We start from the raw sequence: 26640 nt of genomic DNA, 5'->3' as shown, positions 1-26640 counted from the left end.
CGTTGACGCGGCCGCCATATTGGTCAAATCAAAGCGCAATCGAAAGCAAAACCGGGTCGCACCTTTGCCGATCGCGCTTCAAATCGTCGTTACTCGGCGGCTGCCTTTTCCGGCAGCTTCACGGAACCGCCGGCCTTTTCGATCTTCTCGATTGCCGCCTTGGAGGCGCCGGCCACGTCGAAGGCAAGCTTGGCCTTGATGTCGCCATCGGAGAGGATGCGCACGCCGTCCTTGACGCGGCGGATGACGCCGGCCGCGACCAGCGCTTCGGCCGTCACCGTCGCCTTCGCATCGAGCTTCTTGGCATCGAGCGCGGTCTGGATACGGGCCAGCGACACGACGACAAAGCTCTTGGCGAAGATGTTGTTGAAGCCGCGCTTCGGCAGGCGCCGGTAGAGCGGCATCTGGCCACCCTCGAAGCCGTTGACGGCGACGCCGGAGCGCGCCTTCTGTCCCTTGACGCCGCGACCGGCGGTCTTGCCCGAGCCGGAACCGATGCCGCGGCCGAGACGCTTCTTGGAATGCGTGGCGCCGTCCTTGTCACGCAGATCGTTGAGTTTCATCTTCGTTCTCCTGCGCTTTTGCTCAGCCCTCGTCCACGACGCGGACGAGGTGCTGGACGGCAGCGATCATGCCGCGCACGGAGGGCGTATCCTCCAGCGTGCGCTGCTTGTGCATCTTGTTGAGGCCGAGGCCGACCAGCGTCGCGCGCTGCTCCTTCGGCCGGCGGATCGGCGAGCCGATCTGCTCGACGGTGATGGTCTTTGTTGCTTTCTTGGCCATGGTCAAAATCCCTGGTCAGATCGACTATTCTTCGGCCGCAACGGCGGTGCCGCGGCGGGCCTGAAGCGTCGAATACTTGATGCCGCGCGCTGCGGCCACATCCTTGGGATGCATCTGGCTCTTCAACGCGTCGAAGGTGGCGCGAACCATGTTGTAGGGGTTCGACGAACCCATCGACTTGGCGACCACGTCATGCATGCCGAGCGTCTCGAAGACGGCGCGCATCGGGCCGCCGGCGATGATGCCGGTACCTTGCTTAGCAGCGCGCAGCAGCACGCGTCCCGCACCCCAGCGTCCCTCGACGTCGTGGTGCAGCGTGCGGCCCGAGCGCAGCGGCACGAAGATCATGTCGCGCTTGGCCGATTCGGTCGCCTTGCGGATCGCCTCCGGCACTTCGCGCGCCTTGCCGTGGCCGAAGCCGACGCGGCCCTTCTGGTCGCCGACGACGACGAGCGCTGCAAAACCGAAGCGACGGCCGCCCTTGACGACCTTGGCGACGCGGTTGATGTGGACGAGCTTGTCCACCATGCCATCGTCGCGCTCTTCGCGATCACGGCCGCGGCCGCCATCCCTACGTTCCTGTGCCATATCCTGTTCCTTGTTTTTTTCCGGAAGCACGGTTGATGATGATATCCGGCGCCTCTGTGGGTTACCGGGGGCGAAAGTCTTTAGAAGCTGAGACCGCCTTCACGGGCGGCTTCGGCCAGCGCCTTGACGCGGCCGTGATAGATATACGGGCCGCGGTCGAAGACGACTTCCTTGACGCCTGCCTTCGAGGCGCGCTCGGCGATCAGCTTGCCGATCGCGGCGGCGGCCGCGGTGTCGGCGCCGGTCTTGAGCGAACCCTTGAGGTCCTTCTCCAGCGTCGAGGCGGCAGCGATGGTGTGGCCCTTGGCGTCGTCGATGACCTGCACGTAGATGTTCTTCGACGTGCGGTGGACGGACAGACGCGGACGCTCGCCCGCGACCTTCTTGATCTGGCGGCGGACGCGCTGAGCGCGGCGCTGGGTGGATTCTTTCGAGCCCATGATGTCAGTTCCTTGCCTTCAAAAAACGGGGACAACCATATGCGGTAGGCGAAAGCGCCTCCCGCGGCCGTGCCCCGCGGCGTTACACTTCTTTGGCTTGGCCCTTTCCGAAAAGTCTGCAACTTTTCGGGGCCAAGCCCACTACTTCTTCTTGCCTTCCTTGCGGACGATCTTCTCGCCAGCGTAGCGCACGCCCTTGCCCTTGTAGGGCTCCGGACCGCGATATTCGCGGATCTCGGCGGCGACCTGGCCGACCATCTGCTTGTCGATGCCGGCCACGGTGATTTCTGTCGGCTTCGGCACGGTGATCGTGATGCCTTGCGGCGTCTCATAAACGACGTCATGGCTGAAGCCAAGCGCGAGCTGCAGGTTCTTGCCCTGCATGGCGGCGCGGTAGCCGACGCCGGTGATCTCGAGCTTCTTTTCGAAACCGTCCTTGACGCCCTGCAGGATGTTGACGATCTGCGTGCGCGACATGCCCCATTTGGCGCGGGCGGTCTTGGTCTGGTCGCGCGGCTGGACAGCGATCTCCGAGCCTTCCATCTTGACCAGCACTTCGTCGTTCACCACGAACTTCAGCTCGCCCTTGGGGCCCTTCGCCGTCACGGTCTGGCCGTTGACGGTCGCGGTCACGCCCTGCGGCAGCGAAACGGGTTTCTTTCCAATACGAGACATTTTTTTGTCCTCGTCACTTCTCTTGTTTCAGGTCTCTGTCTTCGGGAACGATCCGAAGACCGGATTCCACTTTGCGATGAGCTGCCAGATCAGAAGATCTGGCAGAGGATCTCACCGCCGACATTCTGTTCGCGTGCTTCGTGGTCGGCCATCACGCCCTTCGGTGTCGAAAGGATGGCGATGCCGAGACCGTTGGCGACGTGCGGGATCGACTTGGCCGAAACGTAAACGCGACGCCCCGGCTTCGAGACGCGGGCGATTTCGCGCACGACCGGCGCGCCGTCGAAATACTTCAGCTCGATCTCGATTTCGGACTTGCCGTTGTCGAAGTCGGTCTGGCTGTAGTCGCGGATATAGCCTTCAGCCTTCAGCACGTCGAGGACGCGGGTACGCAGGCGCGAGGCCGGCGTCGAAACGCTCGACTTCTTGCGGCCATAGGCATTGCGGATGCGGGTCAGCATATCGCCGAGAGGATCGCTCAATGACATGTTATGTCCTCCTTACCAGCTCGACTTGACCAGGCCCGGGATCTGGCCGTTATTGCCGAGATCACGAAGCGCGATGCGCGATACTTTGAGCTTGCGATAATAGGCACGCGGACGTCCCGTGACTTCGCAGCGGTTACGGATGCGGATCTTGGCCGAGTTGCGCGGCAGGGCAGCAAGCTTGAGCTGGGCGCGGAAGCGCTCTTCCATCGGCTTGGACTGATCCATGATGATCGCCTTGAGGGCCTTGCGCTTGGGACCGTACTGGTCCGCAAGCTTGCGGCGCCTGTTGTTCTTCTCGACTGAGCTGGTCTTTGCCATTTCAGATTTTTCCTTTTCTCGCTGCCGTTACTGGCGGAAGGGGAAGTTGAAGGCCTTGAGCAATGCCCTGGCTTCGTCGTCCGTCTTCGCAGTCGTACAAACGATGACGTCCATGCCCCAGATCTGATCAACCTTGTCGTAGTTGATCTCCGGGAACACGATGTGTTCCTTGATGCCCATGGCGTAGTTGCCACGGCCATCGAAGCTCTTCGGATTGAGCCCGCGGAAGTCGCGGACGCGCGGCAGCGCAATGTTCACGAGGCGGTCGAGGAACTCGTACATGCGTTCCTTGCGCAGCGTGACCTTGGCGCCGATCGGCATCTTCTCGCGGACCTTGAAGCCGGCGATCGAATTGCGGGCGCGGGTGACGACGGCCTTCTGGCCGGCGATCATCGCCAGGTCTTCGGCCGCGATCGAAGGCTTCTTCGAATCGCCGGTCGCTTCGCCGACGCCCATGTTCAGCACGATCTTGTCGATGCGCGGAACCTGCATCTCGTTCTCGTAGCCGAACTGCTCCTGCAGCGCCTTGCGGATGGTCTCGTTGTAGACCTGCTTGAGACGCGGCGTGTTCTGGGCAGTCGCCTGCTTGGTTTGAGCCTTAGCCATTGATGACTTCTCCCGAGCGCTTGGCGACGCGCACCTTCTTGCCGTCCTTCTGGAAGATGAAGCCGACGCGGGTCGGCTTGCCATCCTTGGGATCGGCCAGCGCGATGTTCGACAGCTGGATCGGCGCTTCCTTGGTGATGATCCCGCCCTCTTGGGACTGGGACTGCTTCTGGTGACGACGGATCATGTTGACGCCGCGCACCAGCGCGGTGTCATCCTTCGGCTGTACCGAGAGGACTTCGCCCGAACGGCCCTTGTCCTTGCCGGCCAGCACGACGACCTTGTCGCCTTTTCTAATCTTTTGCATTGGTCCGGCTCCTTACAGCACTTCAGGCGCGAGCGAGATGATCTTCATGTGGTTCTTGGCGCGCAGTTCGCGCGGAACCGGTCCGAAGATGCGGGTGCCGATCGGCTCTTTCTTGTTGTCGACGAGAACGGCCGCGTTCTTGTCGAAACGGATCACGCTGCCGTCCGGGCGGCGGATGTCCTTGGCCGTGCGAACCACGACCGCCTTCATCACATCGCCCTTCTTCACGCGGCCGCGCGGGATGGCTTCCTTGATCGACACCACGATGATGTCGCCCACGGAAGCGTATTTCCGCTTCGAGCCGCCCAGCACCTTGATGCACATGACACGACGGGCGCCGGAATTATCCGCGACGTCGAGGTTTGTTTGCATCTGAATCATGACTGGCCGCCTTCTTCTTTTCTAACGGGACAGGCTCGAAGCCCCTCCCCGGTCTGTCCAAAATTCGTTGTTTTACGCCTGGTCCGAGGCCACGACGATCCAGCGCTTGTCCTTGGAAATCGGCTTCGATTCCTGGATGAACACCTGATCGCCGACCTTGTGGGCGTTGTTCTCGTCGTGCGCCTTGTACTTCTTGGTCATGCGCACGGTCTTCTTCATCACGGGATGCGTGAAGCGCCGTTCGACCTTGACGACAACCGTCTTCTCGTTCTTGTCGCTGACGACGGTGCCCTGCAGAATGCGCTTTGGCATGGTTTTCGTCCTTAAGCCTTCTTGGCCGCGGATTTTTCCGCGGCGATGGTCTTGATGCGCGCAATGTCCTTGCGGACCTGCCTCACGCGCGCGGTCTTTTCGAGCTGGCCGGTGGCCTTCTGGAAGCGCAGGTTGAACTGCTCCTTCTTCAGGCTGGCCAAATCGTCGGTCAGCTGGTCCTGGGTCTTGGTCCGGATGTCTTCGGCTTTCATGATCAGCCCGTCCTTATTCTGCGATGCGCTGTACGAAGCGCGTCCTGACCGAGAGCTTGGCCGCGCCGAGACGCAGCGCCTCACGGGCGGTTTCCTCGTTGACGCCGTCGATCTCGAACATGATGCGGCCTGGCTTGACGCGGGCCGCCCAGTAATCGACGGCGCCCTTGCCCTTGCCCATGCGCACTTCGGTCGGCTTCGACGTCACCGGCACGTCCGGGAAAATACGGATCCACACGCGGCCGGCGCGCTTCATCTCGCGGGTGATCGCGCGGCGGGCCGCCTCGATCTCACGCGCGGTGACGCGGTTCGGCTCAAGCGCCTTCAGCCCGAAACCGCCGAAATCCAGGTTGGTGCCGCCCTTGGCGGTACCATGGATGCGGCCCTTGAACTGCTTGCGGAACTTTGTGCGCTTTGGCTGCAGCATCGTTCTAACTCCAAATTCCTAAATGTCTTACGCGTTTTCGCGACGGCGACCGCGTTCGCGCTCACCACCACCGCCATGCGCATCGCCTTCGGTCGCGCGGCGCTCCGAAGCCATCGGGTCATGCTCGAGGATCTCGCCCTTGAACACCCAGACCTTGACGCCGCAGATGCCGTAAGCCGTATGCGCTTCGGCCGTGCCGTAGTCGACGTCGGCGCGCAGCGTATGCAGCGGCACGCGGCCCTCGCGGTACCATTCCATGCGCGCGATCTCGGCGCCGCCGAGACGGCCGGCGCAATTGATGCGGATGCCTTCGGCGCCGAGGCGCATCGCCGACTGCACGGCGCGCTTCATGGCGCGGCGGAACGCGATGCGGCGCTCGAGCTGCTGGGCGATCGACTGGGCGACCAGGGTCGCGTCGATCTCGGGCTTGCGCACTTCGACGATGTTGAGGTGCGTCTCCGACTTCGTCATCTCCATCAGCTTCTTGCGAAGCTTCTCGATGTCGGCGCCCTTCTTGCCGATGATCAGGCCCGGACGCGCCGCATGGATGGTGACGCGGCACTTCTTGTGCGGACGCTCGATCACGACCTTCGAGATCGCAGCCTGCTTGAGTTCCTTCTCAAGATATTTGCGGATCTTGATGTCCTCGTGCAGCAGCTTGCCGTACTCGCCGGTGTTCGCGAACCAGCGCGAATCCCAGGTGCGGTTGATGCCGAGACGCAGACCGATCGGATTGACTTTCTGGCCCATTATGCGGCCTCCCCTTTTTCTTCGACTTCACGAACGACGATCGTGAGGTGCGAGAACGGCTTCTCGATACGGCTGGCGCGACCGCGGCCACGGGCATGGAACCGCTTCATGACGATCGACTTGCCGACATAGGCTTCCGCCACGATCAGCGCATCGACGTCGAGGTCGTGATTGTTTTCCGCGTTGGCGATCGCCGATTCCAGCGTCTTCTTGACCGTGCCGGAAATCCGCTTGGCCGAGAATTCGAGGTCGGAGAGCGCTGTCGCGACCTTCTTGCCGCGGATCAGCGCGGCAACCAGGTTCAGCTTCTGCGGGCTGATACGGATCGTGCGCAACACGGCGCGCGCTTCGTTGTCAGCAAGCCTGCGCGGAGCTTTGGCCTTGCCCATGATTATTTCCTCTTCGCCTTCTTATCCGCGCCGTGACCGTAATAGGTCCGGGTCGGAGCGAATTCACCGAACTTGTGGCCGACCATGTCCTCGTTCACCGAAACGGGAACATGCTTCTGGCCGTTGTAGACACCGAAGGTGAAGCCGACGAACTGCGGCAGGATGGTGGAGCGACGGCTCCACATCTTGATCACCTCATTGCGACCGCCTTCACGAACCTTGTCCACCTTCTTGAGAAGGTAGCCGTCGATGAAGGGGCCTTTCCAAATAGAACGAGTCACTTGGCGTTACCTCTTCTTAGCTCTTGCGCTGATGGCGCGAGCGCAGGATGAACTTGTCGGTCGCCTTGTTGGACCGCGTCTTCTTGCCCTTGGTCGGCTTGCCCCAGGGCGAAACCGGATGGCGGCCACCCGAGGTGCGGCCTTCGCCGCCGCCATGCGGATGGTCGACCGGGTTCATGGTCACGCCGCGATTGTGCGGGCGCTTGCCGCGCCACACCGTGCGACCTGCCTTGCCGTCGTTGATGTTGCCGTGGTCGGGGTTCGACACGGCGCCAACGGTGGCCATGCAGGAGCCGTGCACGACACGCTGCTCGCCCGAGTTCAGGCGCAGGATGGCCATGCCCTGGTCGCGGCCGACGAGCTGGGCGTAGCCGCCCGCCGAACGGGCAACCTGGGCGCCCTTGCCCGGCTTCAGCTCGATGTTGTGGACGATCGTGCCGACCGGCATCGAGGCCAGCGGCATCGCATTGCCCGGCTTCACGTCGACCGCTTCGCCAGCCACGATCTTGTCGCCGGCGGCAAGGCGCTGCGGGGCGATGATGTAGGACAGCTCGCCATCGTCATATTTGATCAGCGCGATGAAGGCGCTGCGGTTCGGATCGTACTCGATGCGCTCGACCGTGCCGACGACGTCGAACTTGCGGCGCTTGAAGTCGATGATGCGGTACGTACGCTTGTGACCGCCGCCGATGAAGCGGGCCGTGATGCGGCCGTAATTGTTGCGGCCGCCCGACTTGGTCAGGCCTTCGGTCAGGCCCTTGACGGGCTTGCCCTTGTAGAGGCCCGAGCGGTCGACGATGACCAGCTGGCGGGTGCTCGGCGTTACCGGGTTGAATTTTTTAAGTGCCATTGTCCTGTCCTCGCGGCCTTGCTCAGAGACCCGTCGCGACGTCGATCGACTGGCCGTCGGCCAGCGTCACAACCGCCTTCTTGACGTCGCTCTGGCGGCCGATCGTGCCGCGGAAGCGCTTGATCTTGCCCTTGCGGACAAGCGTGTTCACGGCCATCACCTTGACGCCGAACAGCGCTTCGACGGCGGCCTTGATTTCCGGCTTCGACGCCTTCTTGGCGACGTTGAAGACGACCTGGTTCTGCTCGGAAGCCATGGTCGACTTTTCGGTGATCGCCGGCGAGACGATCACGTCGTAATGACGAAGGTCGGTCATTTAAAGCGCTCCTCGAGAGCCTCGACGGCGGCCTTCGAAAGGACCAGCGTGCCGCGGCGCAGAATGTCGTAGACGTTGATGCCCTGGATGGGCAGCACGTCGATGTTGGGGATGTTGGTCGCCGCCAGCTTGAAGTTCTTGTCAAGCTCGGCGCCGCCGATCACCAGGGCGTTGGACAGGCCCAGCGTCGCGAAATTCGCGATCAGCGCCTTTGTCTTGGCCTCGGTCAGCTTCAGCTCGTCGATGATGATGATCGACGCGCTCTTGGCCTTGGCCGAAAGAGCATGCTTCAGACCGAGCGCGCGCACCTTCTTCGGCAGGTCGTGCTCGTGGCTGCGAACGACCGGGCCGTGAGCCTTGCCGCCGCCGCGGAACTGCGGAGCGCGCGCCGAATGGTGACGGGCGCGGCCCGTACCCTTCTGCTTGTACATCTTGGCGCCGGTGCGCGCGATCTCGGCGCGGCCCTTGGCCTTGTGCGTGCCCTGCTGCTTCTTGGCGAGCTGCCAGCGCACGACGCGCTGCAGGATGTCCTCGCGCGGATCAAGGCCGAAAATCTCCTCGGAGAGTTTCACCTTGCCGGCGTCCTTGCCGCCCAGCGTTGTGATCTTGAGGTCCATTATTCCGCTCCCTCTGTGGCCGGGGCATCGTTCTTGGCGCCACTTTCGGCAGCTGCACGGATCGCGGCAGGCTTCGGCGCATTGGCCGGCAGCGCAACCTTGGCGGCGTCGCGGACCAGGATCCAGGCGCCCTTCGAACCGGGAACCGCGCCGCGGATCAGGATCAGGCCGCGGTCGGCGTCGGTCGAAACGACCTCGACATTCTGCGTGGTGACGCGGGTGTCGCCCATGTGGCCAGCCATATGCTTGCCCTTGAACACCTTGCCCGGGTCCTGGCGCTGGCCGGTCGAACCGTGCGTGCGGTGGGAGACCGAGTTACCGTGCGTCGCACGGCCACCCCCCATGTGGTGGCGCTTGATGACGCCCTGGAAACCCTTGCCGATCGTCGTGCCCGTCACATCGACCTTCTGGCCGGCGACGAAATGCTCGACGGTGATCTCGGCGCCGACATCGATCATGTTGTCGGCGGAGACGCGGAACTCGGCAACCTTGGCCTTCGGCTCGACGGAAGCGGTCGCGAAATGGCCGCGCATCGCCTTCGACGTGTTCTTCACCTTGGCAAGGCCAACGCCGAGCTGAACGGCGGTGTAGCCATTCTTCTCCTGCGTGCGCTGCGCCACGACCTGGCAGTTCTCCATCTGGAGAACGGTGACGGGAACATGTTCCCCGGCATCGTTGTAGATGCGGGTCATTCCCACCTTCTTTGCAATCACACCTGAACGCATCGGTTCAATTCCTTTAGAGTTCCGGGCCGGGGCACCGCCCCCACCGCGCTCTCAATCCCTTAGAGCTTGATCTCGACGTCGACGCCGGCGGCCAGATCGAGCTTCATCAAAGCATCGACCGTCTGCGGGGTCGGATCGACGATGTCGAGCAGACGCTTGTGCGTGCGCATCTCGAACTGCTCACGGCTCTTCTTGTCGACGTGGGGCGACCGGTTGACCGTGAATTTTTCGATCCGCGTCGGCAGCGGAATGGGGCCGCGGACGTTGGCGCCGGTGCGCTTGGCCGTCGACACGATTTCCCGCGTCGAGGCGTCAAGCACCCGGTGATCAAACGCCTTGAGGCGGATGCGGATATTCTGACCGTTCATTCGTCAATTCCTTGTTCTGGCGCGGCGCGGGCATCCCGCGCCCGCGACAGATCGGTTTAAGTCCAATTACTCTTTGATGGTGACGACGATGCCGGCACCGACGGTGCGGCCGCCCTCACGGATGGCGAAGCGCAGCTTCTCTTCCATGGCGATCGGCACGATCAGCTCGACATCGACCGTGATGTTGTCGCCAGGCATCACCATCTCGGTGCCTTCCGGCAGCGACACGATGCCGGTCACGTCCGTCGTGCGGAAGTAGAACTGCGGACGGTAGTTGGTGAAGAACGGCGTGTGACGGCCACCCTCGTCCTTGGTCAGGATGTAGGCTTCGGCCACGAACTTCTTGTGCGGCTTGACCGTACCGGGCTTGGCCAGAACCTGGCCGCGCTCGACACCTTCACGGTCGACACCGCGCAGCAGCGCGCCGATGTTGTCGCCGGCCTGGCCCTGATCGAGCAGCTTGCGGAACATCTCGACACCCGTGCAGGTCGTCTTGGTCGTCGGACGGATGCCGATGATCTCGAGCTCCTCGCCAACCTTGACCACGCCGCGCTCGACGCGGCCGGTCACCACCGTGCCACGGCCCGAGATCGAGAACACGTCCTCGATCGGCATCAGGAACGGCTTGTCGAGCGGGCGAACCGGCGTCGGGATGTAGGCGTCGACCTGAGCCATCAGCTCGCGGATCGCGTCCTCGCCGATCTTCTTGTCGGAATCTTCCAGAGCGGCCAAAGCCGAACCCTTGACGATCGGAATGTCGTCGCCGGGGAACTCGTTCTTGGTCAGGAGCTCGCGCACCTCGAGCTCGACCAGTTCGAGCAGCTCAGCGTCGTCGACCTGGTCGACCTTGTTCAAAAACACCACGATCGAGGGCACGCCGACCTGGCGGGCCAAAAGGATGTGCTCGCGCGTCTGCGGCATCGGACCGTCGGCGGCCGACACCACCAGGATCGCGCCGTCCATCTGCGCCGCACCGGTGATCATGTTCTTCACATAGTCGGCGTGGCCGGGGCAGTCGACATGGGCATAGTGGCGGTTGGCCGTCTCGTATTCGACATGCGCCGTCGAAATCGTGATGCCGCGCGCCTTCTCCTCGGGCGCCGCATCGATCTGGTCATAGCGCTTGTATTCGCCAAAATACTTCGTGATCGCCGCCGTCAGCGACGTCTTGCCATGGTCGACGTGACCAATCGTGCCGATGTTCACATGAGGCTTAGTGCGCTCGAATTTACCTTTTGCCATGTGATGTCTCCATTCCTGCTCGCCCGTGCGGGCTTTGAATTAAGTTAGCGCTGCAACCCGTGCGGGTTACGCGTATTTCTTCTGGACTTCCTGGGCGACCGCGGTCGGCACCGGCTCATAGTGGTCGAACTGCATCGTGTAGGCAGCGCGCCCCTGGCTCATCGAGCGCAAATTGTCGACGTATTTGAACATGTTGGCGAGCGGCACCATGGCGTTGATGACCACGGCAACGCCGCGGGCTTCCTGGCCCTGGATCTGGCCGCGGCGGCCGTTCAGATCGCCGATGACGCTGCCGACGTAGTCTTCCGGCGTCACCACCTCGACCTTCATGATCGGCTCGAGCAACTGCACGCCAAGCTTGGGCGCTGCTTCACGGAAGCAGGCACGGCCGGCGATTTCGAAGGCGAGCACCGAGGAGTCGACATCGTGGTAGGCGCCGTCGATGAGCGTCGCCTTGACGCCGATCATCGGGAAGCCGGCAAACGGACCAGACGTCATGACGCTGTTGATGCCCTTTTCGACGCCGGGGATGTATTCCTTCGGCACCGCGCCGCCAACGATCTTCGATTCGAACTCGAATTCGCTGCTTTCCGGATTCGGCTCGAAGAGCAGCTTGACGCGGGCGAACTGACCGGTACCGCCGGTCTGCTTCTTGTGCGTGTAGTCCTGCTCGTGCTTGCGGGTGATCGTCTCGCGATAGGCCACCTGCGGCGCGCCGACATTGGCCTCGACCTTGAACTCGCGACGCATGCGGTCGACGATGATGTCGAGGTGAAGCTCACCCATGCCGGAGATGATGGTCTGGCCCGATTCCTCGTCGGTCTTGACGCGGAAGGACGGATCCTCGGCGGCCAGGCGGTGAAGGGCGAGGCCCATCTTTTCCTGGTCGTTCTTGGTCTTCGGCTCGATCGCGATCTGGATGACCGGGTCTGGGAATTCCATGCGCTCGAGGATGACCGGATGCAGCGGATCGCTGAGCGTGTCGCCGGTGGTCGTGTCCTTGAGACCGGCAAGAGCGACGATGTCGCCGGCAAAAGCCTCCTCGACGTCGGCGCGCGAATTCGCATGCATCTGCAGCATGCGGCCGATGCGCTCCTTCTTGCCCTTGACCGTGTTGTCGAGCGAGACGCCCTTGGTCAGCTTGCCCGAATAGATGCGGGCAAAGGTCAGCGAACCGACGAACGGGTCGTTCATGATCTTGAAGGCGAGCATCGACAGCGGCTCGTTATCGTCGGCGTGACGCTCGATCTCGGCGTCGGTCTTGGCATCGACGCCCTTGATGGCTGGAACATCGGCCGGCGACGGCAGATATTCGACGACGGCGTCGAGCAGCGGCTGGACGCCCTTGTTCTTGAAGGCCGAGCCGCAGAACATCGGATAGAACTTGACCGCGATGGTGCCCTTGCGGATCAGCGCGCGGATCTCATCGTTGCTCGGCATCTTGCCTTCGAGGTAATTCTCAAGCGCCGTCTCGTCCATTTCGACGGCGGCCTCGATCATCTTCTCGCGATATTCCTCGGCACGGGCCTTGAGGTCGGCCGGGATCTCGACGACGTCCCAGGCAGCGCCCAGCGTTTCGTCGCGCCAGACCAGCGCGTTCATCTCAACGAGGTCGACGACGCCCTTGAACTCTGTCTCGGCGCCGATCGGCAGCTGCATGACGACGGCATGCGCACCGAGGCGCGAACCAATCATCTCGACCGAGCGGTAGAAGTCGGCGCCGATCTTGTCCATCTTGTTGCAGAAGATCATGCGCGGCACGCGGTACTTGTCGGCCTGGCGCCAGACGGTTTCCGTCTGCGGCTCAACACCGGCATTGGCATCGAGCAGCGCAATGGCGCCGTCGAGCACGCGCAGCGAACGCTCGACCTCAATGGTGAAGTCGACGTGGCCGGGGGTGTCGATAATGTTGAAGCGGTACATCTTGCCGTCACGACCCTTCCAGAAGGTCGTGGTCGCGGCCGACGTGATGGTGATGCCGCGTTCCTGCTCCTGCTCCATCCAGTCCATGGTGGCAGCACCGTCATGGACTTCGCCGATCTTGTGCGACTTGCCCGTGTAATAGAGGACGCGCTCGGTGGTCGTCGTCTTGCCGGCGTCGATATGCGCCATGATACCGAAATTGCGGTAGTCTTCGATTTTATATTCGCGGGCCATCGTAGCTGCCTCTCAGTCTCGTTCGCGCTTTACCAGCGGTAGTGCGCGAAGGCGCGGTTGGCTTCTGCCATCTTGTGGGTGTCTTCACGCTTCTTGACGGCGGTGCCGCGGTTGTTGGCCGCGTCCATCAGCTCGCCGGAGAGGCGGTCGACCATGGTGGTCTCGTTGCGGTTGCGGGCGGCGGCGATCAGCCAGCGGATGGCCAAAGCCTGGCGGCGCTCGGGGCGCACGTCGACCGGAACCTGGTAGGTGGCGCCGCCGACGCGACGCGAGCGCACTTCCACATGCGGCGCGACATTGTCGAGCGCCTGATGGAAGACGGTGACCGGCTCCTGCTTGGTCTTCGACTGGACCTGGTCGAGCGCGCCATAGACGATGGTCTCGGCAACCGACTTCTTGCCATCATACATGACGGCGTTCATGAACTTGGTGACGATCAGATCGCCGAACTTGGGGTCCGGATTGATCTCACGCTTTTCTGCACTGTGACGACGGGACATGGCTTTTGTCTCTCAATCTCTCATAGCCCGGCGCAGTCAAAAAAAGCGCCGAAGCCGGAAAACCTTACTTCGGACGCTTGGCACCGTATTTCGAACGGCGCTGCTTGCGGTTCTTCACGCCTTGCGTGTCGAGCACGCCACGAATGATGTGGTAGCGCACGCCCGGAAGATCCTTGACGCGGCCGCCGCGGATCATCACCACGGAGTGTTCCTGAAGGTTGTGACCTTCGCCGGGGATGTAACCGATCACTTCAAAACCATTGGTCAGGCGGATCTTGGCCACCTTGCGCAGCGCCGAGTTGGGCTTCTTCGGCGTCGTTGTGTAGACGCGCGTGCAGACGCCCCGCTTCTGCGGGTTCTGCTGCATGGCCGGGACCTTGTTGCGCTTCACCGGCGCAATGCGCGGCTTGCGGATCAGCTGGTTGACGGTAGGCATTAAACCCTCTTGTCTCTCAATCCGTGTCTCGCCCGGTCAGGGCCGCTCAAAGCGTCATTTCCATACGCAAATTCGGGCCACAAACCGCGCCTCGCGGTCTTGCCCGAACAAATGGCAGAGGAAGCGGAAGCCGCTTCATGCACGCCGGAAATGTCTTTTCGCTCGTAAAACGAACCCTGTTTGAGGCAAACTCCAAAGCGTGTCGCTTCGGAAGGGAGAGCCTCACATCGGTTCTGACTGGGCGGCTTCTACTCGCAAGCCTGTTGTCCGTCAACCCCGCAGCGCCAAATATTGCGCGCCAACCGGAGCTTGGCAGCCATGCGAAAAACGCATGTAATTTTCTTTCGCCATTTTGCAAGGGCTGGGAAGAAAGTGACCGGCTTTTGGCTGTCATGCGGCCATGCTTCATGCGAAAAAGTCGGCATGAACGGCGCAATCCCCCGCCCGCCAAACCTATACAGAGGAATCGGCCCGTGAACGACAATGAGGAGCGCCCGGTCACCATCATCACCGGCCGGGTGTGGAAAAGAAAAGGCGGTAAGCCGGAAGGCGTCCACGTCATGCTGGTCGCGCCCGACGACGATTCGGCGGTGCGGCGCACTCTCGAATCACTGGCGGCCGAAGGCTATGCCGAGGCCGAGCTCGATCAGATCGGCGACATGGAGGGCGTCCCCGACGACGAGCCGCACCTGTCGGCCTATCAAGGCGCGCTCGAGGGCGAAGTCTCGATCGTCACCTTCGACGTGCCGCTCTGACGCAGAGCAGATCCGGGCGAATGGCTAAGCGTTCCACCTGCACCGAGGCTTGCCCGGCATCGGTTCTCTGCTAAGAACCAATCTTTCCAATCGTCGGAGCCTCCATGTCCAGGAATAGCGAGCCCATCAAGATCGGCATTGTCGGGGTGGGCAAGATCGTCCGCGACCAGCACCTTCCAGCCTTGGCCAAGGACAAGGATTATAGCCTGACCGCCGCTGCCAGCCGGAATGGCAAGGTCGACGGCATTCCGAATTTTCCTGATATCGAAGCGATGCTCGAGGCGGTGCCTGAACTTGAGGCCGTATCGCTGTGCATGCCGCCACAATACCGCTACGACGCGGCGCGAACGGCGCTGGCGGCGAAGAAGCATGTCTTTCTGGAGAAGCCGCCCGGCGCCACGGTCAGCGAGGTCGAAGACCTCAAGACTCTGGCGGCGGCAAACGGCGTGTCGCTGTTCGCCAGCTGGCACTCGCGCTATGCGCCGGCGGTCGAGGCCGCGCGCGCATTCCTCGGCTCGGCCAAAATCAAATCGGCGGCCATCAACTGGAAGGAAGACGTGCGCCGCTGGCACCCGAACCAGGAATGGATCTGGGCGCCGGGCGGCTTCGGCGTCTTCGATCCCGGCATCAATGCGCTGTCGATCGCAACCCACATCTTGCCGGCGATGTTCATCACCTCGGCGGTTCTGGATTTTCCCGAAAACCGCGCGTCCCCGGTCGCGGCACATGTCGCCTTCCGCACCTCTGATGGATTGCCGGTGACGATGGAACTCGACTGGCTGCAGACCGGCCCGCAAAGCTGGGATATCGTTGCCGAAACCGACAAGGGCCAGATGGTGCTTTCCGGCGGCGGCACGAAGCTCGCAGTCGACGGCAAGGTGATCCATGACGAGCCGGAAGCCGAGTATCCGATGCTCTACAGGCGCTTTGCCGAGATCGTGCGCGCCGGCACCTCGGACGTCGACCTCGCCCCGCTCCAGCATGTCGCCGACGCCTTCATGCTCGGCAAGCGCAATGTGGTCGAGGCTTTCTTCGACTGATCAGTAGGCGTCGGCCGGATCGCAGGTCCGGCCGCTCACCGCGCAAGTTCAATTGACGATCGCTATCGCAAAGCCGTCATAGCCCTTGGCGCCGACTGTCTGGATGGCGGTGCCGTCCAGGCGCTTGTCGCCGCCGATGAACGAGAGCGCCGCACGTGCGCCTTCGACGTTGACGTCACGGCCATCCTCATCCAGCACCGCGCCGTCACGGATGACGTTGTCGCAGACGATGACCGTTCCCGGCCGCGACAACCGCATGGCCCATGACAGATAGTTCGGGTTGTTCGGCTTGTCGGCGTCGATGAAGATCAGGTCGAACGGACCGGCGTTTGCGCTGCCCAGCGCGGCGAGCGACTGAAGCGCCGGACCGGTGCGTAGGTCTACCCGGTCCGAGACCCCTGCCCGCTCGAAGTTCGACCGCGCGACCCTGGCATGATGCGGGTCGAGTTCGAGGGTCACGATCTTGCCGCCGGCGGGTAATCCCCTTGCCATCCAGATGGTGGAGTAGCCGCCAAGCGTGCCAACCTCGAGCACCTTCTTCGCGCCGCCGATGCGCACCAGCAGCGACAACAGCTTGCCTTGCGCGGCCGAGACGTCGATGGCCGGCAGGCCCTTGTCGCGGTTTGCTGCCAGCACCGCGTCAAGCACGGGATCCGCTTCGAAGAGAGAGGAAACGATGTAGTCGTCGACATCAGTCCAAATCTTCTTGCTCATGTTCTTCTCGATCCCTGGGAAAGCCAAAATGCGAAAAGGGGCCGCTTGGGCCCCTTTCCTTCTTCTCTTTCATCCCGCGCTTACTGCGCGGCGGTGACCATGTCGGTCAGCATCGGCTCGGCGACCTCGACGCCCGAGGCCTTGCGGCGCTCGTCGATGATCAGCTCGTCGCGCGAGGTGGCGATGCGCCGGATCGCGCTCATCGTGCCGCCGGTGCCGGCCGGGATAAGCCGGCCGACGATGACGTTTTCCTTCAGCCCCTGCAGCATGTCGGTCTTGCCGGCAACCGCCGCTTCGGTCAGCACCCTGGTCGTCTCCTGGAAGGAGGCGGCAGAGATGAAGGACGGCGTCTGCAGCGAGGCCTTGGTGATGCCGAGCAGCACCGGCTGACCTTCGGCCGGCTTCTTGCCGTCCTCGATCAGGCGCTCGTTGACCTCTTCCAGCTCGATCACGTCGACGTGGTCGCCCGGAATGTAGGTCGAATCGCCCTGCGTGGTGATCTCGACCTTCTGCAGCATCTGGCGAACGATCACCTCGATGTGCTTGTCGTTGATCGACACGCCCTGCAGGCGGTAGACTTCCTGGATCTCGTTGACGAGGTAGGAGGCAAGCGCCTCCACGCCCTTGATCGCCAGGATGTCGTGCGGCGCCGGGTTGCCGTCGAGGATGTAGTCGCCCTTCTCGATGACGTCGCCGTCCTGGAGATGGAACGGCTTGCCCTTCGGGATCAGGTACTCGACCGGCTCAAGCGTCGAGTCATGCGGCTCGATGATGATGCGGCGCTTGTTCTTGTAGTCGCGGCCGAAGCGGATCGTGCCATCGATCTCGGCGATGATGGCGTGATCCTTCGGACGGCGTGCCTCGAACAGTTCGGCAACACGCGGCAGACCGCCGGTGATGTCCTTGGTCTTGGCGCTTTCCATCGGGATACGCGCCAGCACGTCGCCGGGCTTCACATGCGCACCCGGCTCGACCGAAAGAATGGCCTCGACCGAGAGCAGGAAGCGGGCGTCGCCACCCTTCGACAGCTTGCCGACCTTGCCCTTGGCGTCGTGGACGACCATCGCCGGCTTCAGGTCGTTGCCGCGTGGCGTCGACCGCCAGTCGATGACCTCGCGCTTGGTGATGCCGGTCGACTCGTCGGCCGTTTCCTGAACGGAAATGCCGTCGACCAGATCCTCGAACGCCACCTTGCCCTCGATTTCGGTGAGGATCGGGCGGGTATAGGGATCCCACTCGGCGATGCGCTGGCCGCGCTTCACCTTGTCGCCATCGTCCACGAAGATGCGCGAACCATAGGTGACGCGGTGCGTGGCGCGCTCCTTGCCGGCCTCGTCGAGGATCAGCACCGCCATGTTGCGGCCCATGACCATCTGCTGGCCGTCGGAGTTGCGCACCACGTTGCGGTTGCGGATCTCGACCTTGCCCTCATACGAGGCTTCAAGGAACGAGCTATCCACCACCTGCGCCGTGCCGCCCATGTGGAAGGTACGCATGGTGAGCTGGGTGCCCGGCTCGCCGATCGACTGCGCCGCGATGACGCCGACGGCTTCGCCCTGGTTGACCGGGGTGCCGCGGGCCAGATCGCGTCCGTAGCAGACCGCGCAGACGCCGACCCTGACCTCGCAGGTCAGCGCCGAGCGGATGCGGACCGACTGGACGCCGGCCTTTTCGATCTGCTCCACGTCGCGTTCGTCCATCAGCGTTCCGGCCTTGACCAGAACCTCGCCCGACACCGGATGGGTGATGTCGTCGAGCGACGTACGGCCCAGCACGCGCTGACCGACCGAAGCGACGACCTGGCCGGCATCGACGATCGGCTGCATGGTGAGGCCCTTGTCGGTGCCGCAGTCGAGCGAGTTGACGATGCAGTCCTGCGCCACGTCGACCAGACGACGGGTGAGGTAACCCGAGTTCGCCGTCTTCAAGGCGGTGTCGGCCAGACCCTTGCGGGCGCCGTGGGTCGAGTTGAAGTACTCGAGCACGGTCAGGCCTTCCTTGAAGTTCGAGATGATCGGCGTCTCGATGATTTCACCCGACGGCTTGGCCATCAGGCCGCGCATGCCGGCGAGCTGGCGCATCTGGGTGGGCGAGCCACGCGCACCGGAGTGCGACATCATGTAGATCGAGTTCATCGGCTTCTGACGGCCATTGTCCTCGAACTCGACCGCCTTGATGCGGGCCATCATCTCGTCGGCGACCTTTTCCGAGCACTTGGCCCAGGCGTCGACGACCTTGTTGTACTTCTCGCCCTGCGTGATCAGGCCGTCATTGTACTGCTGCTCGTATTCCTTGGCCAAAGCCTCGGTGTCGGAGACCAGCTTGATCTTCGCATCCGGGATCAGCATGTCGTCCTTGCCGAACGAAATGCCGGCGCGGCAGGCGTGGCTGAAGCCGAGCGCCATGATGCGGTCGCAGAAAATGACCGTCTCCTTCTGACCGCAATGGCGGTAGACGGTGTCGATCATCTTGGAGATGTTCTTCTTGGTCATCTCCTGGTTGGCCGTCTCGTAAGGCACGTTGACGTTCTTCGGCAGCAGTTCGCCGATGATCATGCGGCCAGGCGTGGTGTCATGGATCTTCGACACGACATTGCCTTCGGCGTCGACCGTGCGGAAACGACCCTTGATCTTGGAATGCAGCGTCACCGCCTTGGTCTCGAGCGCGTGCTGGAGCTCGCCCATGTCGGCAAACACCATGCCCTCGCCCGGCTCGTTCTGGTTGACGATCGAGAGATAGTAGAGACCGAGAACCATGTCCTGCGACGGCACGATGATCGGCGCGCCGGAAGCCGGGTGCAGGATGTTGTTGGTCGACATCATCAGCACGCGAGCCTCGAGCTGCGCTTCCAGCGACAGCGGCACGTGAACCGCCATCTGGTCGCCGTCGAAGTCGGCGTTGAAGGCCGTGCAGACCAGCGGGTGAAGCTGGATCGCCTTGCCTTCGATCAGGATCGGCTCGAATGCCTGGATGCCGAGGCGGTGCAGCGTCGGCGCGCGGTTCAACAGCACCGGATGCTCGCGGATGACCTCGTCGAGGATATCCCAGACCTCCGGACGCTCCTTCTCGACCAGCTTCTTGGCCTGCTTGACGGTCGAGGAATAACCCTTGGCATCAAGGCGGGCATAGATGAAGGGCTTGAACAGTTCGAGCGCCATCTTCTTCGGCAGGCCGCACTGGTGCAGCTTGAGCTCCGGACCGGTGACGATGACCGAGCGGCCGGAATAATCGACGCGCTTGCCGAGCAGGTTCTGGCGGAACCGGCCCTGCTTGCCCTTGAGCATGTCGGACAGCGACTTCAGCGGACGCTTGTTGGCGCCGGTGATGACGCGGCCGCGGCGGCCATTGTCGAACAGTGCGTCGACGGCTTCCTGCAGCATGCGCTTTTCATTGCGCACGATGATGCCGGGCGCGCGCAGCTCGATCAGCCGCTTCAGGCGGTTGTTACGGTTGATGACGCGCCGATAGAGATCGTTGAGGTCGGACGTGGCGAAACGACCGCCGTCCAGCGGGACAAGCGGGCGCAGGTCCGGCGGGATCACCGGAACCACCTTCATGATCATCCATTCCGGACGGTTGCCGGACTCCATGAAGTTCTCGACGACCTTGAGGCGCTTCAGATACTTCTTCTGCTTCAGCTCGGACGTGGTCGAAGCCAGCTCCGAACGCAGGTCACCGGCGATCTTCTCCAGATCCATGCCGGCCAGGAGGTCATGGATGGCCTCGGCGCCGATCATGGCGGTGAAGCTATCCTCGCCATATTCGTCGACGGCGATCATGTACTCTTCCTCGCTGAGGAGCTGGTGCTCCTTCAGCGCGGTCAGACCGGGCTCGGTGACGATGTAGTTCTCGAAGTAGAGGACGCGCTCGATGTCCTTCAGCGTCATGTCGAGCAGCGTGCCGATGCGCGAGGGCAGCGACTTCAGGAACCAGATATGGGCGACGGGCGCGGCGAGCTCGATATGGCCCATGCGCTCGCGGCGGACGCGCGACAGCGTGACTTCGACGCCGCACTTCTCGCAGATGACGCCCTTGTACTTCATGCGCTTGTACTTGCCGCACAGGCACTCATAGTCCTTGATCGGACCAAAAATGCGCGCGCAGAACAGGCCGTCGCGCTCCGGCTTGAAGGTGCGGTAATTGATGGTCTCCGGCTTCTTGATCTCGCCGAACGACCAGGACAGAATCTTCTCAGGGCTGGCGAGCGAAATCCGGATGGAATCGAACACCTGCGCCGGCGCCTGGGGATTGAAGAGATTCATGACCTCTTGGTTCATGCCGTTCTCCTTTTCGGGGTCCTCGAAAACCCCTTGCATCTAACGCGAGCCGAATGCCCGCTGAGTGGTCGGCCCACCGGCCGAAAATTTCTGCACCCGGTCGCGAGAGCCATCTCCCGCGACCGGATGTCTTGTTTACTCGGCCGCGCCTCTATTCGGCAGCATCGGGCAGCCGGACAGGGTTGTCGTCGAGCTTGGTGTTTTCCAACTCGACATTGAGGCCGAGAGACCGCATTTCCTTGACCAGAACGTTGAAGCTCTCCGGAATGCCGGCCTCGAACGTGTCGTCGCCTCTGACGATCGCCTCGTAGACCTTGGTGCGGCCGGCGACGTCGTCCGACTTCACCGTCAGCATCTCCTGCAACGTGTAGGCGGCACCGTACGCTTCAAGCGCCCAGACCTCCATTTCGCCGAAGCGCTGGCCGCCGAACTGCGCCTTGCCGCCCAGCGGCTGCTGGGTAACGAGCGAGTACGGTCCGATCGAACGCGCGTGGATCTTGTCGTCCACAAGATGGTGAAGCTTGAGCATATATATGTAGCCCATCGTCACTTTGCGATCGAACGGCTCGCCGGTGCGCCCGTCATAGAGCTGCGACTGACCGCTGGTGTGCAGGCCCGCCTGCTCCAGCATGATGTTGATGTCAGCCTCGTGCGCGCCGTCGAACACCGGTGTCGCGATGGAGACGCCGCGGCGCATCTGTTCGCTGAGGCGAACGACGCTCTCGTCGTCATACTCGCGGATCGGCTCGTTGCGGTCGTTGGCCGGCATGAAGCTCTCGAGCGTCTTGCGCAGCGGCTTGATGTCGCCGCCTGTCTTGTACGCGTCGATCAGCTCGCCGATCTTCCTGCCCATGCCGGCGCAAGCCCAGCCCAGATGCGTTTCCAGGATCTGGCCGACATTCATGCGGCTCGGCACACCCAGCGGGTTGAGCACGATATCGGCATGCGTGCCGTCCTCGAGGAAAGGCATGTCCTCGACCGGAACAATGCGCGACACGACACCCTTGTTGCCGTGGCGGCCGGCCATCTTGTCGCCGGGCTGCATCTTGCGCTTCACGGCCACGAAGACCTTGACCATCTTCATGACGCCCGGAGGCATTTCGTCGCCGCGCTGCACCTTCTCGACCTTGTCCATGAAGCGCTGTTCGAGCGCCTTCTTGGAATCGTCGTACTGGCCACGCAGCGCTTCCAGTTCGCTCTGGAGCTTTTCGTTCTCCACGGCAAACTGCCACCACTGCGAACGCGGATACTCGTCGAGCGTGTCCTTCGACAGCTTCGAGCCCTTCTTGAACCCCTTCGGCCCGGCGATCGCCTCCTTGCCGACGAGAACGTCGGACAGGCGCGAATAGACGTTGCGGTCGAGGATCGCCTGCTCGTCGTCGCGGTCCTTGGCGAGGCGTTCGATCTCCTCGCGCTCGATCGCCATGGCGCGCTCGTCCTTTTCGACGCCGTGACGGTTGAAGACGCGCACTTCGACGACGGTGCCGAAAGTGCCCGGAGGCATGCGCATGGAGGTGTCGCGCACGTCGGACGCCTTTTCGCCGAAGATGGCGCGCAGCAGCTTTTCTTCCGGCGTCATCGGGCTTTCGCCCTTCGGCGTGATCTTGCCGACCAGGATGTCGCCGGGCTGCACTTCCGCGCCGATATAGACGATGCCGGCTTCGTCGAGGTTCTTCAGCGCTTCTTCCGAGACGTTCGGGATGTCGCGCGTGATTTCCTCCGGACCGAGCTTGGTGTCGCGCGCCATGACCTCGAACTCCTCGATGTGGATCGAGGTGAAGACGTCGTCGGCGACGATGCGCTCGGACAAGAGGATGGAGTCCTCGTAGTTGTAGCCGTTCCACGGCATGAACGCGACCAGCACGTTGCGGCCGAGCGCCAGATCGCCGAGCTCGGTCGAGGGACCGTCGGCAATGATGTCGCCCTTGTTGACCCGGTCACCCATGCGCACCAGCGGACGCTGGTTGATGCAGGTGTTCTGGTTCGAACGCTGGAACTTCATCAGCCGGTAGATATCGACGCCGGACTTGCCGGGATCGAGATCTTCCGTGGCGCGGATGACGATACGCGTCGCGTCCACCTGGTCGACGACACCGCCGCGACGAGCGCCGATGGCAGCGCCCGAGTCACGAGCGACGATCGGCTCCATGCCGGTACCGACGAACGGCGCCTCGGCGCGCACCAGCGGCACGGCCTGACGCTGCATGTTCGAGCCCATCAGCGCCCGATTGGCGTCGTCATTCTCGAGGAACGGGATCAGGGCAGCTGCCACCGACACCATCTGCTTCGGCGATACGTCCATCAGATCGACGTTTTCGCGCGGCGCCATCATCACTTCGCCGGCGCTGCGGCAAATGACGAATTCGTCGACGAAACCGCCGTTCTTGTCGAGCTCGGCATTGGCCTGCGCAACGTGGTGCTTGGACTCTTCCATAGCGGAGAGATAGACGACCTCATTGGTCAGCTTGCCGTTGACGATCTTGCGGTACGGGCTCTCGATGAAGCCGTACTTGTTGACGCGCGCGAACGTGGCCAGCGAGTTGATCAGGCCGATATTCGGGCCTTCCGGCGTCTCGATCGGGCAGATGCGGCCGTAATGCGTCGGGTGCACGTCGCGCACCTCGAAGCCGGCGCGCTCGCGGGTCAGACCGCCCGGTCCAAGCGCCGAAAGGCGGCGCTTGTGGGTGATCTCCGACAGCGGGTTGGTCTGATCCATGAACTGCGACAGCTGCGAGGAGCCGAAGAACTCGCGCACGGCGGCGGCCGCCGGCTTGGCGTTGATCAGGTCCTGCGGCATCACCGTGTCGATCTCGATCGAGGACATACGCTCCTTGATCGCGCGCTCCATGCGCAGCAGGCCGACGCGGTACTGGTTTTCCATCAGCTCGCCGACCGAGCGCACGCGGCGGTTGCCGAGATTGTCGATGTCGTCGATCTCGCCCTTGCCGTCGCGCAGTTCGACCAGCGTCTTGACCACGGCCAGGATGTCGTCCTTGCGCAGCACGCGCACGGTGTCCTCGGCCTTGAGCTCGAGGCGCATGTTCATCTTGACGCGGCCGACGGCCGACAGATCATAGCGCTCGCTGTCGAAGAACAGCGAGTTGAACATGGCTTCGGCGGTCTCGAGCGTCGGCGGCTCGCCGGGACGCATGACGCGGTAGATGTCGAACAGCGCGTCCTGGCGGCTCTCGTTCTTGTCGACGTTGAGCGTGTTGCGGATATAGGCGCCGACATTGACATGGTCGATGTCGAGAACCTTGATCTCGTCCTCGCCGGTACCGAGCAGCACCTTCAGCGTCTTGTCGTCGATCTCGTCGCCGGCTTCGAGGAAAATCTCGCCGGTGGCGTAGTTGACGATGTCCTCGGCGAGGTAGTTGCCGAGCAGATCCTCGTCGGTCGCCTTGATCGCCTTGAGACCCTTTTCGCCCAGCGCCCTGGCCTGGCGTGCGGTGATTTTCTTGCCGGCCTCGACGACGACCTCGCCGGTGTCGGCATCGACCAGGTCGCCAACGGCCTTGAGGCCGCGGAAACGCTCGACGTTGAAGGGGATGCGCCAGTGGTCGCCGGCACGCTTGTAGGTGATCTTGTTGTAGAAGGTCGACAGGATCTCCTCGCCGTCCATGCCAAGCGCCATCAGCAGCGACGTCACCGGAATCTTGCGGCGGCGGTCGATGCGGGCGTGCACAACGTCCTTCGAATCGAACTCGATGTCGAGCCACGAACCGCGATAGGGAATGACGCGCGCGGCAAACAATAGCTTGCCGGACGAGTGCGACTTGCCCTTGTCATGGTCGAAGAAGACGCCCGGCGAACGGTGCATCTGCGAGACGATGACGCGCTCGGTGCCGTTGACGATGAAGGTACCGTTCAAGGTCATGAGCGGCATGTCGCCCATGTAGACGTCCTGCTCCTTGATATCCTTGATCGACTTGGCGCCGGTATCCTCGTCGATATCGAACACGATGAGGCGCAGCGTCACCTTCAGTGGCGCGGCATAGGTCAGGTCGCGCTGACGGCATTCGTCAACGTCGAATTTCGGTCCTTCGAACTCGTACTTCACGAACTCCAGCATCGAGGAGCCGGAAAAATCGGAGATCGGGAAGACCGACTTGAAAACGGCCTGCAGTCCCTCATCCGGACGCCCGCCCTTGGGCTCGTCCACCATCAGGAACTGGTCATAGGATGCCTTTTGAACCTCGATGAGGTTCGGCATCTCCGCAACTTCCGGGATCTTACCGAAGAACTTGCGTACGCGTCTGCGGCCATTGAAAGTCTGGGTCTGGGCCATCGTCGCTCCTTAGCTCTAAACTCGGGACGAACCTCGCCGCGGTTCGCCTTGCATTCGCGGCCACCTCGGCGGCGGCCCTTCAATCGGTTATCCGGCCGCCTGTCGGCGGTCGGCTAGAACGGGAGAAAACCCGTTTCCTGAAGGCCGGTTTCAAGGCCTTCAGGAAAGAGGTTTTCGTACGTCTCGCGTAACTCTGGCCTCCCTTCACGCGAAGGGAGTGGCGGACGGCGCGAGGCCGCCCGCCGCTTTAGACAACGCTTACTTCAAGTCGACCTTGGCGCCGGCTGCTTCGAGCTGCGCCTTGAACTTGTCCGCGTCGGCCTTGGAAACGCCTTCCTTGACCGGCTTCGGAGCCGCCTCGACCAGGTCCTTGGCTTCCTTGAGGCCAAGACCGGTGATGGCGCGGACTTCCTTGATGACGTTGATCTTCTGAGCGCCTGCCTCGGTGAGGACGACGTCGAATTCCGTCTTTTCCTCGGCCGGAGCAGCAGCGGCCGCAGCGCCGCCAGCGGCGGCAACCGCCACCGGAGCAGCGGCGGAAACGCCCCACTTTTCTTCCAGAAGCTTCGACAGCTCGGCCGCCTCGAGGACGGTCAGCTTCGAAAGGTCGTCTACGATCTTTGCCAGATCAGCCATTTGAATGTTCCTTCATAAGGTTCGAACGTGTGTTTGTGATAGCGAGGAACGGCCTCATGCCGCCTCGTCCTTCCGGGCGTAAGCGCCGATGACGCGCGCGACCGAAGCCGCTGGCGCATTGACGATCTGGGCGATCCGGGTAGCCGGCGTGGCGATCATGCCAACCAGCCTGGCGCGCAGCTCATCGAGCGACGGAAGTGTGGCGAGTGCCTTCACACCGTCGGCGTTGAGCGAGGTTGTGCCCATTGCGCCGCCGAGAATGACGAGCTTGTCATTTCCCTTGGCGAAATCGGACGCGACCTTCGGCGCCGCAATCGGATCCTCCGAATAAGCGATCAGCGTCTGTCCCTTGAACAGCTCGATGATCGATGCGGAGTCCGTGCCCTGAAGAGCGATTTTGGCGAGACGGTTCTTCGCGACTTTGACGGTGCCACCGGCGGCGCGCATTTTCGACCGAAGGTCGTTCATTTGCGCGACGGTGATACCGGCGTAGTGGGCCACGACAACTGAACCAGCGCTTGAAAACGCATCATTCAGGCCCGTGACGAGTTCGCGTTTTTCCGCTCTGTCCACTGCCTATCTCCAGTTGACCCCTGCCCTTTCAATGGGAACATTCCCATTCACGAGGACAGGCGTCGGGTTGCCTTTTGCCGGCCGGGCCATCCAGTAACGGATCTCCCGAACGACGCTCGAGGATCCTGCCCCCTTTCGCCACATCGACGGCCAAGCCGGCGATGCGCAGACAAAAGGCAAACACGGTTC

32 protein-coding genes are annotated in these 26640 nt (G+C 62.6%); 2 read left to right on the top strand and 30 right to left on the bottom strand.

Annotated features, from left to right (window positions below; genetic code table 11):
* Positions 1-89: 89 nt before the first annotated feature.
* The 25 genes from rplO to rpsL form a co-directional block, all read right to left on the bottom strand.
* Complete coding sequence (gene rplO, locus AC0L2H_RS08795) at positions 90-563, bottom strand: 50S ribosomal protein L15 (RefSeq protein WP_473589829.1); 474 nt, start codon at positions 561-563, stop codon at positions 90-92.
* A gap of 22 nt (positions 564-585) precedes the next feature.
* Positions 586-783, bottom strand: a complete 198-nt coding sequence (rpmD, locus tag AC0L2H_RS08790) for a 50S ribosomal protein L30 (RefSeq protein WP_006205449.1) — start codon at positions 781-783, stop codon at positions 586-588.
* Between the two features lie 24 nt (positions 784-807).
* Complete coding sequence (rpsE, locus tag AC0L2H_RS08785; RefSeq protein ID WP_006333394.1) at positions 808-1371, bottom strand: 30S ribosomal protein S5; 564 nt, start codon at positions 1369-1371, stop codon at positions 808-810.
* Between the two features lie 80 nt (positions 1372-1451).
* Positions 1452-1811 carry a 50S ribosomal protein L18 gene (rplR, locus tag AC0L2H_RS08780; protein WP_097577173.1) on the bottom strand — a complete coding sequence of 120 codons (360 nt, stop codon included), beginning with the start codon at positions 1809-1811 and terminating at the stop codon, positions 1452-1454.
* Positions 1812-1952: 141 nt separating this feature from the next.
* On the bottom strand, positions 1953-2486 hold the full coding sequence (gene rplF / locus AC0L2H_RS08775; RefSeq protein WP_473589828.1) for a 50S ribosomal protein L6: 534 nt from the start codon (positions 2484-2486) through the stop codon (positions 1953-1955).
* Between the two features lie 89 nt (positions 2487-2575).
* Positions 2576-2974 carry a 30S ribosomal protein S8 gene (gene rpsH, locus AC0L2H_RS08770; protein WP_006205453.1) on the bottom strand — a complete coding sequence of 133 codons (399 nt, stop codon included), beginning with the start codon at positions 2972-2974 and terminating at the stop codon, positions 2576-2578.
* A gap of 12 nt (positions 2975-2986) precedes the next feature.
* Positions 2987-3292: a 30S ribosomal protein S14 gene (gene rpsN / locus AC0L2H_RS08765; protein ID WP_008875671.1), complete on the bottom strand. Its 306-nt coding sequence runs from the start codon at positions 3290-3292 to the stop codon at positions 2987-2989.
* Between the two features lie 27 nt (positions 3293-3319).
* Entirely contained in the window at positions 3320-3898 is a 579-nt protein-coding gene (rplE, locus tag AC0L2H_RS08760) for a 50S ribosomal protein L5 (RefSeq protein WP_008875670.1), read from the bottom strand.
* Positions 3891-4205 (bottom strand): 50S ribosomal protein L24, encoded by a 315-nt coding sequence (gene rplX / locus AC0L2H_RS08755; RefSeq protein WP_006205456.1) that lies wholly within the window; start codon positions 4203-4205, stop codon positions 3891-3893. The genes rplE and rplX overlap by 8 nt, the downstream gene beginning before the upstream one ends.
* A 12-nt stretch (positions 4206-4217) precedes the next feature.
* Positions 4218-4586, bottom strand: coding sequence for a 50S ribosomal protein L14 (gene rplN / locus AC0L2H_RS08750; RefSeq protein ID WP_006205457.1), 369 nt, complete (start codon positions 4584-4586; stop codon positions 4218-4220).
* Between the two features lie 72 nt (positions 4587-4658).
* Complete coding sequence (gene rpsQ, locus AC0L2H_RS08745; protein WP_006205458.1) at positions 4659-4898, bottom strand: 30S ribosomal protein S17; 240 nt, start codon at positions 4896-4898, stop codon at positions 4659-4661.
* A gap of 11 nt (positions 4899-4909) precedes the next feature.
* The gene (gene rpmC, locus AC0L2H_RS08740) at positions 4910-5110 is read right to left on the bottom strand and encodes a 50S ribosomal protein L29 (RefSeq protein WP_006205459.1); all 201 of its coding nucleotides are present in this window, start codon (positions 5108-5110) and stop codon (positions 4910-4912) included.
* Between the two features lie 13 nt (positions 5111-5123).
* Positions 5124-5537, bottom strand: coding sequence for a 50S ribosomal protein L16 (gene rplP, locus AC0L2H_RS08735; RefSeq protein WP_006205460.1), 414 nt, complete (start codon positions 5535-5537; stop codon positions 5124-5126).
* Between the two features lie 27 nt (positions 5538-5564).
* Positions 5565-6287, bottom strand: coding sequence for a 30S ribosomal protein S3 (gene rpsC, locus AC0L2H_RS08730; RefSeq protein ID WP_107648179.1), 723 nt, complete (start codon positions 6285-6287; stop codon positions 5565-5567).
* Positions 6287-6676: a 50S ribosomal protein L22 gene (rplV, locus tag AC0L2H_RS08725; protein ID WP_006205462.1), complete on the bottom strand. Its 390-nt coding sequence runs from the start codon at positions 6674-6676 to the stop codon at positions 6287-6289. Before rplV ends, rpsC begins: the two co-directional genes overlap by 1 nt.
* A 2-nt stretch (positions 6677-6678) precedes the next feature.
* Positions 6679-6957, bottom strand: a complete 279-nt coding sequence (gene rpsS / locus AC0L2H_RS08720; RefSeq protein ID WP_006205463.1) for a 30S ribosomal protein S19 — start codon at positions 6955-6957, stop codon at positions 6679-6681.
* A 16-nt stretch (positions 6958-6973) separates the two neighbouring features.
* Positions 6974-7807 (bottom strand): 50S ribosomal protein L2, encoded by an 834-nt coding sequence (rplB, locus tag AC0L2H_RS08715; protein WP_008875668.1) that lies wholly within the window; start codon positions 7805-7807, stop codon positions 6974-6976.
* 22 nt (positions 7808-7829) lie between these two features.
* The gene (locus tag AC0L2H_RS08710; RefSeq protein ID WP_006205465.1) at positions 7830-8123 is read right to left on the bottom strand and encodes a 50S ribosomal protein L23; all 294 of its coding nucleotides are present in this window, start codon (positions 8121-8123) and stop codon (positions 7830-7832) included.
* Positions 8120-8740, bottom strand: coding sequence for a 50S ribosomal protein L4 (rplD, locus tag AC0L2H_RS08705; protein WP_008875667.1), 621 nt, complete (start codon positions 8738-8740; stop codon positions 8120-8122). Before rplD ends, AC0L2H_RS08710 begins: the two co-directional genes overlap by 4 nt.
* A complete protein-coding gene (gene rplC, locus AC0L2H_RS08700; protein WP_473589827.1) occupies positions 8740-9465 on the bottom strand; it encodes a 50S ribosomal protein L3 in 726 nt (241 codons plus the stop codon). The genes rplD and rplC overlap by 1 nt, the downstream gene beginning before the upstream one ends.
* Positions 9466-9524: 59 nt before the next feature.
* Positions 9525-9833 carry a 30S ribosomal protein S10 gene (gene rpsJ / locus AC0L2H_RS08695; protein WP_006205468.1) on the bottom strand — a complete coding sequence of 103 codons (309 nt, stop codon included), beginning with the start codon at positions 9831-9833 and terminating at the stop codon, positions 9525-9527.
* 66 nt (positions 9834-9899) lie between these two features.
* On the bottom strand, positions 9900-11075 hold the full coding sequence (tuf, locus tag AC0L2H_RS08690) for an elongation factor Tu (protein ID WP_473589826.1): 1176 nt from the start codon (positions 11073-11075) through the stop codon (positions 9900-9902).
* A 66-nt stretch (positions 11076-11141) separates the two neighbouring features.
* Positions 11142-13232, bottom strand: coding sequence for an elongation factor G (gene fusA / locus AC0L2H_RS08685; protein WP_107653088.1), 2091 nt, complete (start codon positions 13230-13232; stop codon positions 11142-11144).
* 29 nt (positions 13233-13261) lie between these two features.
* Positions 13262-13732 (bottom strand): 30S ribosomal protein S7, encoded by a 471-nt coding sequence (gene rpsG, locus AC0L2H_RS08680; RefSeq protein ID WP_008875664.1) that lies wholly within the window; start codon positions 13730-13732, stop codon positions 13262-13264.
* Between the two features lie 64 nt (positions 13733-13796).
* Positions 13797-14168, bottom strand: coding sequence for a 30S ribosomal protein S12 (gene rpsL / locus AC0L2H_RS08675; protein ID WP_006333356.1), 372 nt, complete (start codon positions 14166-14168; stop codon positions 13797-13799).
* Between the two features lie 473 nt (positions 14169-14641).
* Here rpsL and AC0L2H_RS08670 point away from each other — a divergent pair, with 473 nt between their 5' ends.
* Both AC0L2H_RS08670 and AC0L2H_RS08665 read left to right on the top strand, forming a co-directional pair.
* Complete coding sequence (locus AC0L2H_RS08670) at positions 14642-14923, top strand: transcriptional regulator (protein WP_097577466.1); 282 nt, start codon at positions 14642-14644, stop codon at positions 14921-14923.
* Between the two features lie 104 nt (positions 14924-15027).
* Entirely contained in the window at positions 15028-15963 is a 936-nt protein-coding gene (locus AC0L2H_RS08665; protein WP_473589825.1) for a Gfo/Idh/MocA family protein, read from the top strand.
* A gap of 48 nt (positions 15964-16011) precedes the next feature.
* On the opposite strand, the gene AC0L2H_RS08660 is transcribed toward AC0L2H_RS08665, so the two are convergent.
* The 5 genes from AC0L2H_RS08660 to rplJ form a co-directional block, all read right to left on the bottom strand.
* Entirely contained in the window at positions 16012-16677 is a 666-nt protein-coding gene (locus AC0L2H_RS08660; RefSeq protein WP_473589824.1) for an O-methyltransferase, read from the bottom strand.
* Between the two features lie 80 nt (positions 16678-16757).
* Positions 16758-20954, bottom strand: a complete 4197-nt coding sequence (rpoC, locus tag AC0L2H_RS08655; RefSeq protein ID WP_473589823.1) for a DNA-directed RNA polymerase subunit beta' — start codon at positions 20952-20954, stop codon at positions 16758-16760.
* Positions 20955-21105: 151 nt separating this feature from the next.
* Positions 21106-25242 carry a DNA-directed RNA polymerase subunit beta gene (rpoB, locus tag AC0L2H_RS08650; protein WP_473589822.1) on the bottom strand — a complete coding sequence of 1379 codons (4137 nt, stop codon included), beginning with the start codon at positions 25240-25242 and terminating at the stop codon, positions 21106-21108.
* 258 nt (positions 25243-25500) lie between these two features.
* A complete protein-coding gene (rplL, locus tag AC0L2H_RS08645; protein WP_008875658.1) occupies positions 25501-25878 on the bottom strand; it encodes a 50S ribosomal protein L7/L12 in 378 nt (125 codons plus the stop codon).
* Between the two features lie 54 nt (positions 25879-25932).
* Positions 25933-26451: a 50S ribosomal protein L10 gene (rplJ, locus tag AC0L2H_RS08640; RefSeq protein WP_008875657.1), complete on the bottom strand. Its 519-nt coding sequence runs from the start codon at positions 26449-26451 to the stop codon at positions 25933-25935.
* Between the last annotated feature and the right edge of the window lie 189 nt (positions 26452-26640).

This window comes from Mesorhizobium sp. WSM4871, from assembly GCF_055811295.1.
This window is presented reverse-complemented; position numbering and strand designations above follow the sequence as displayed.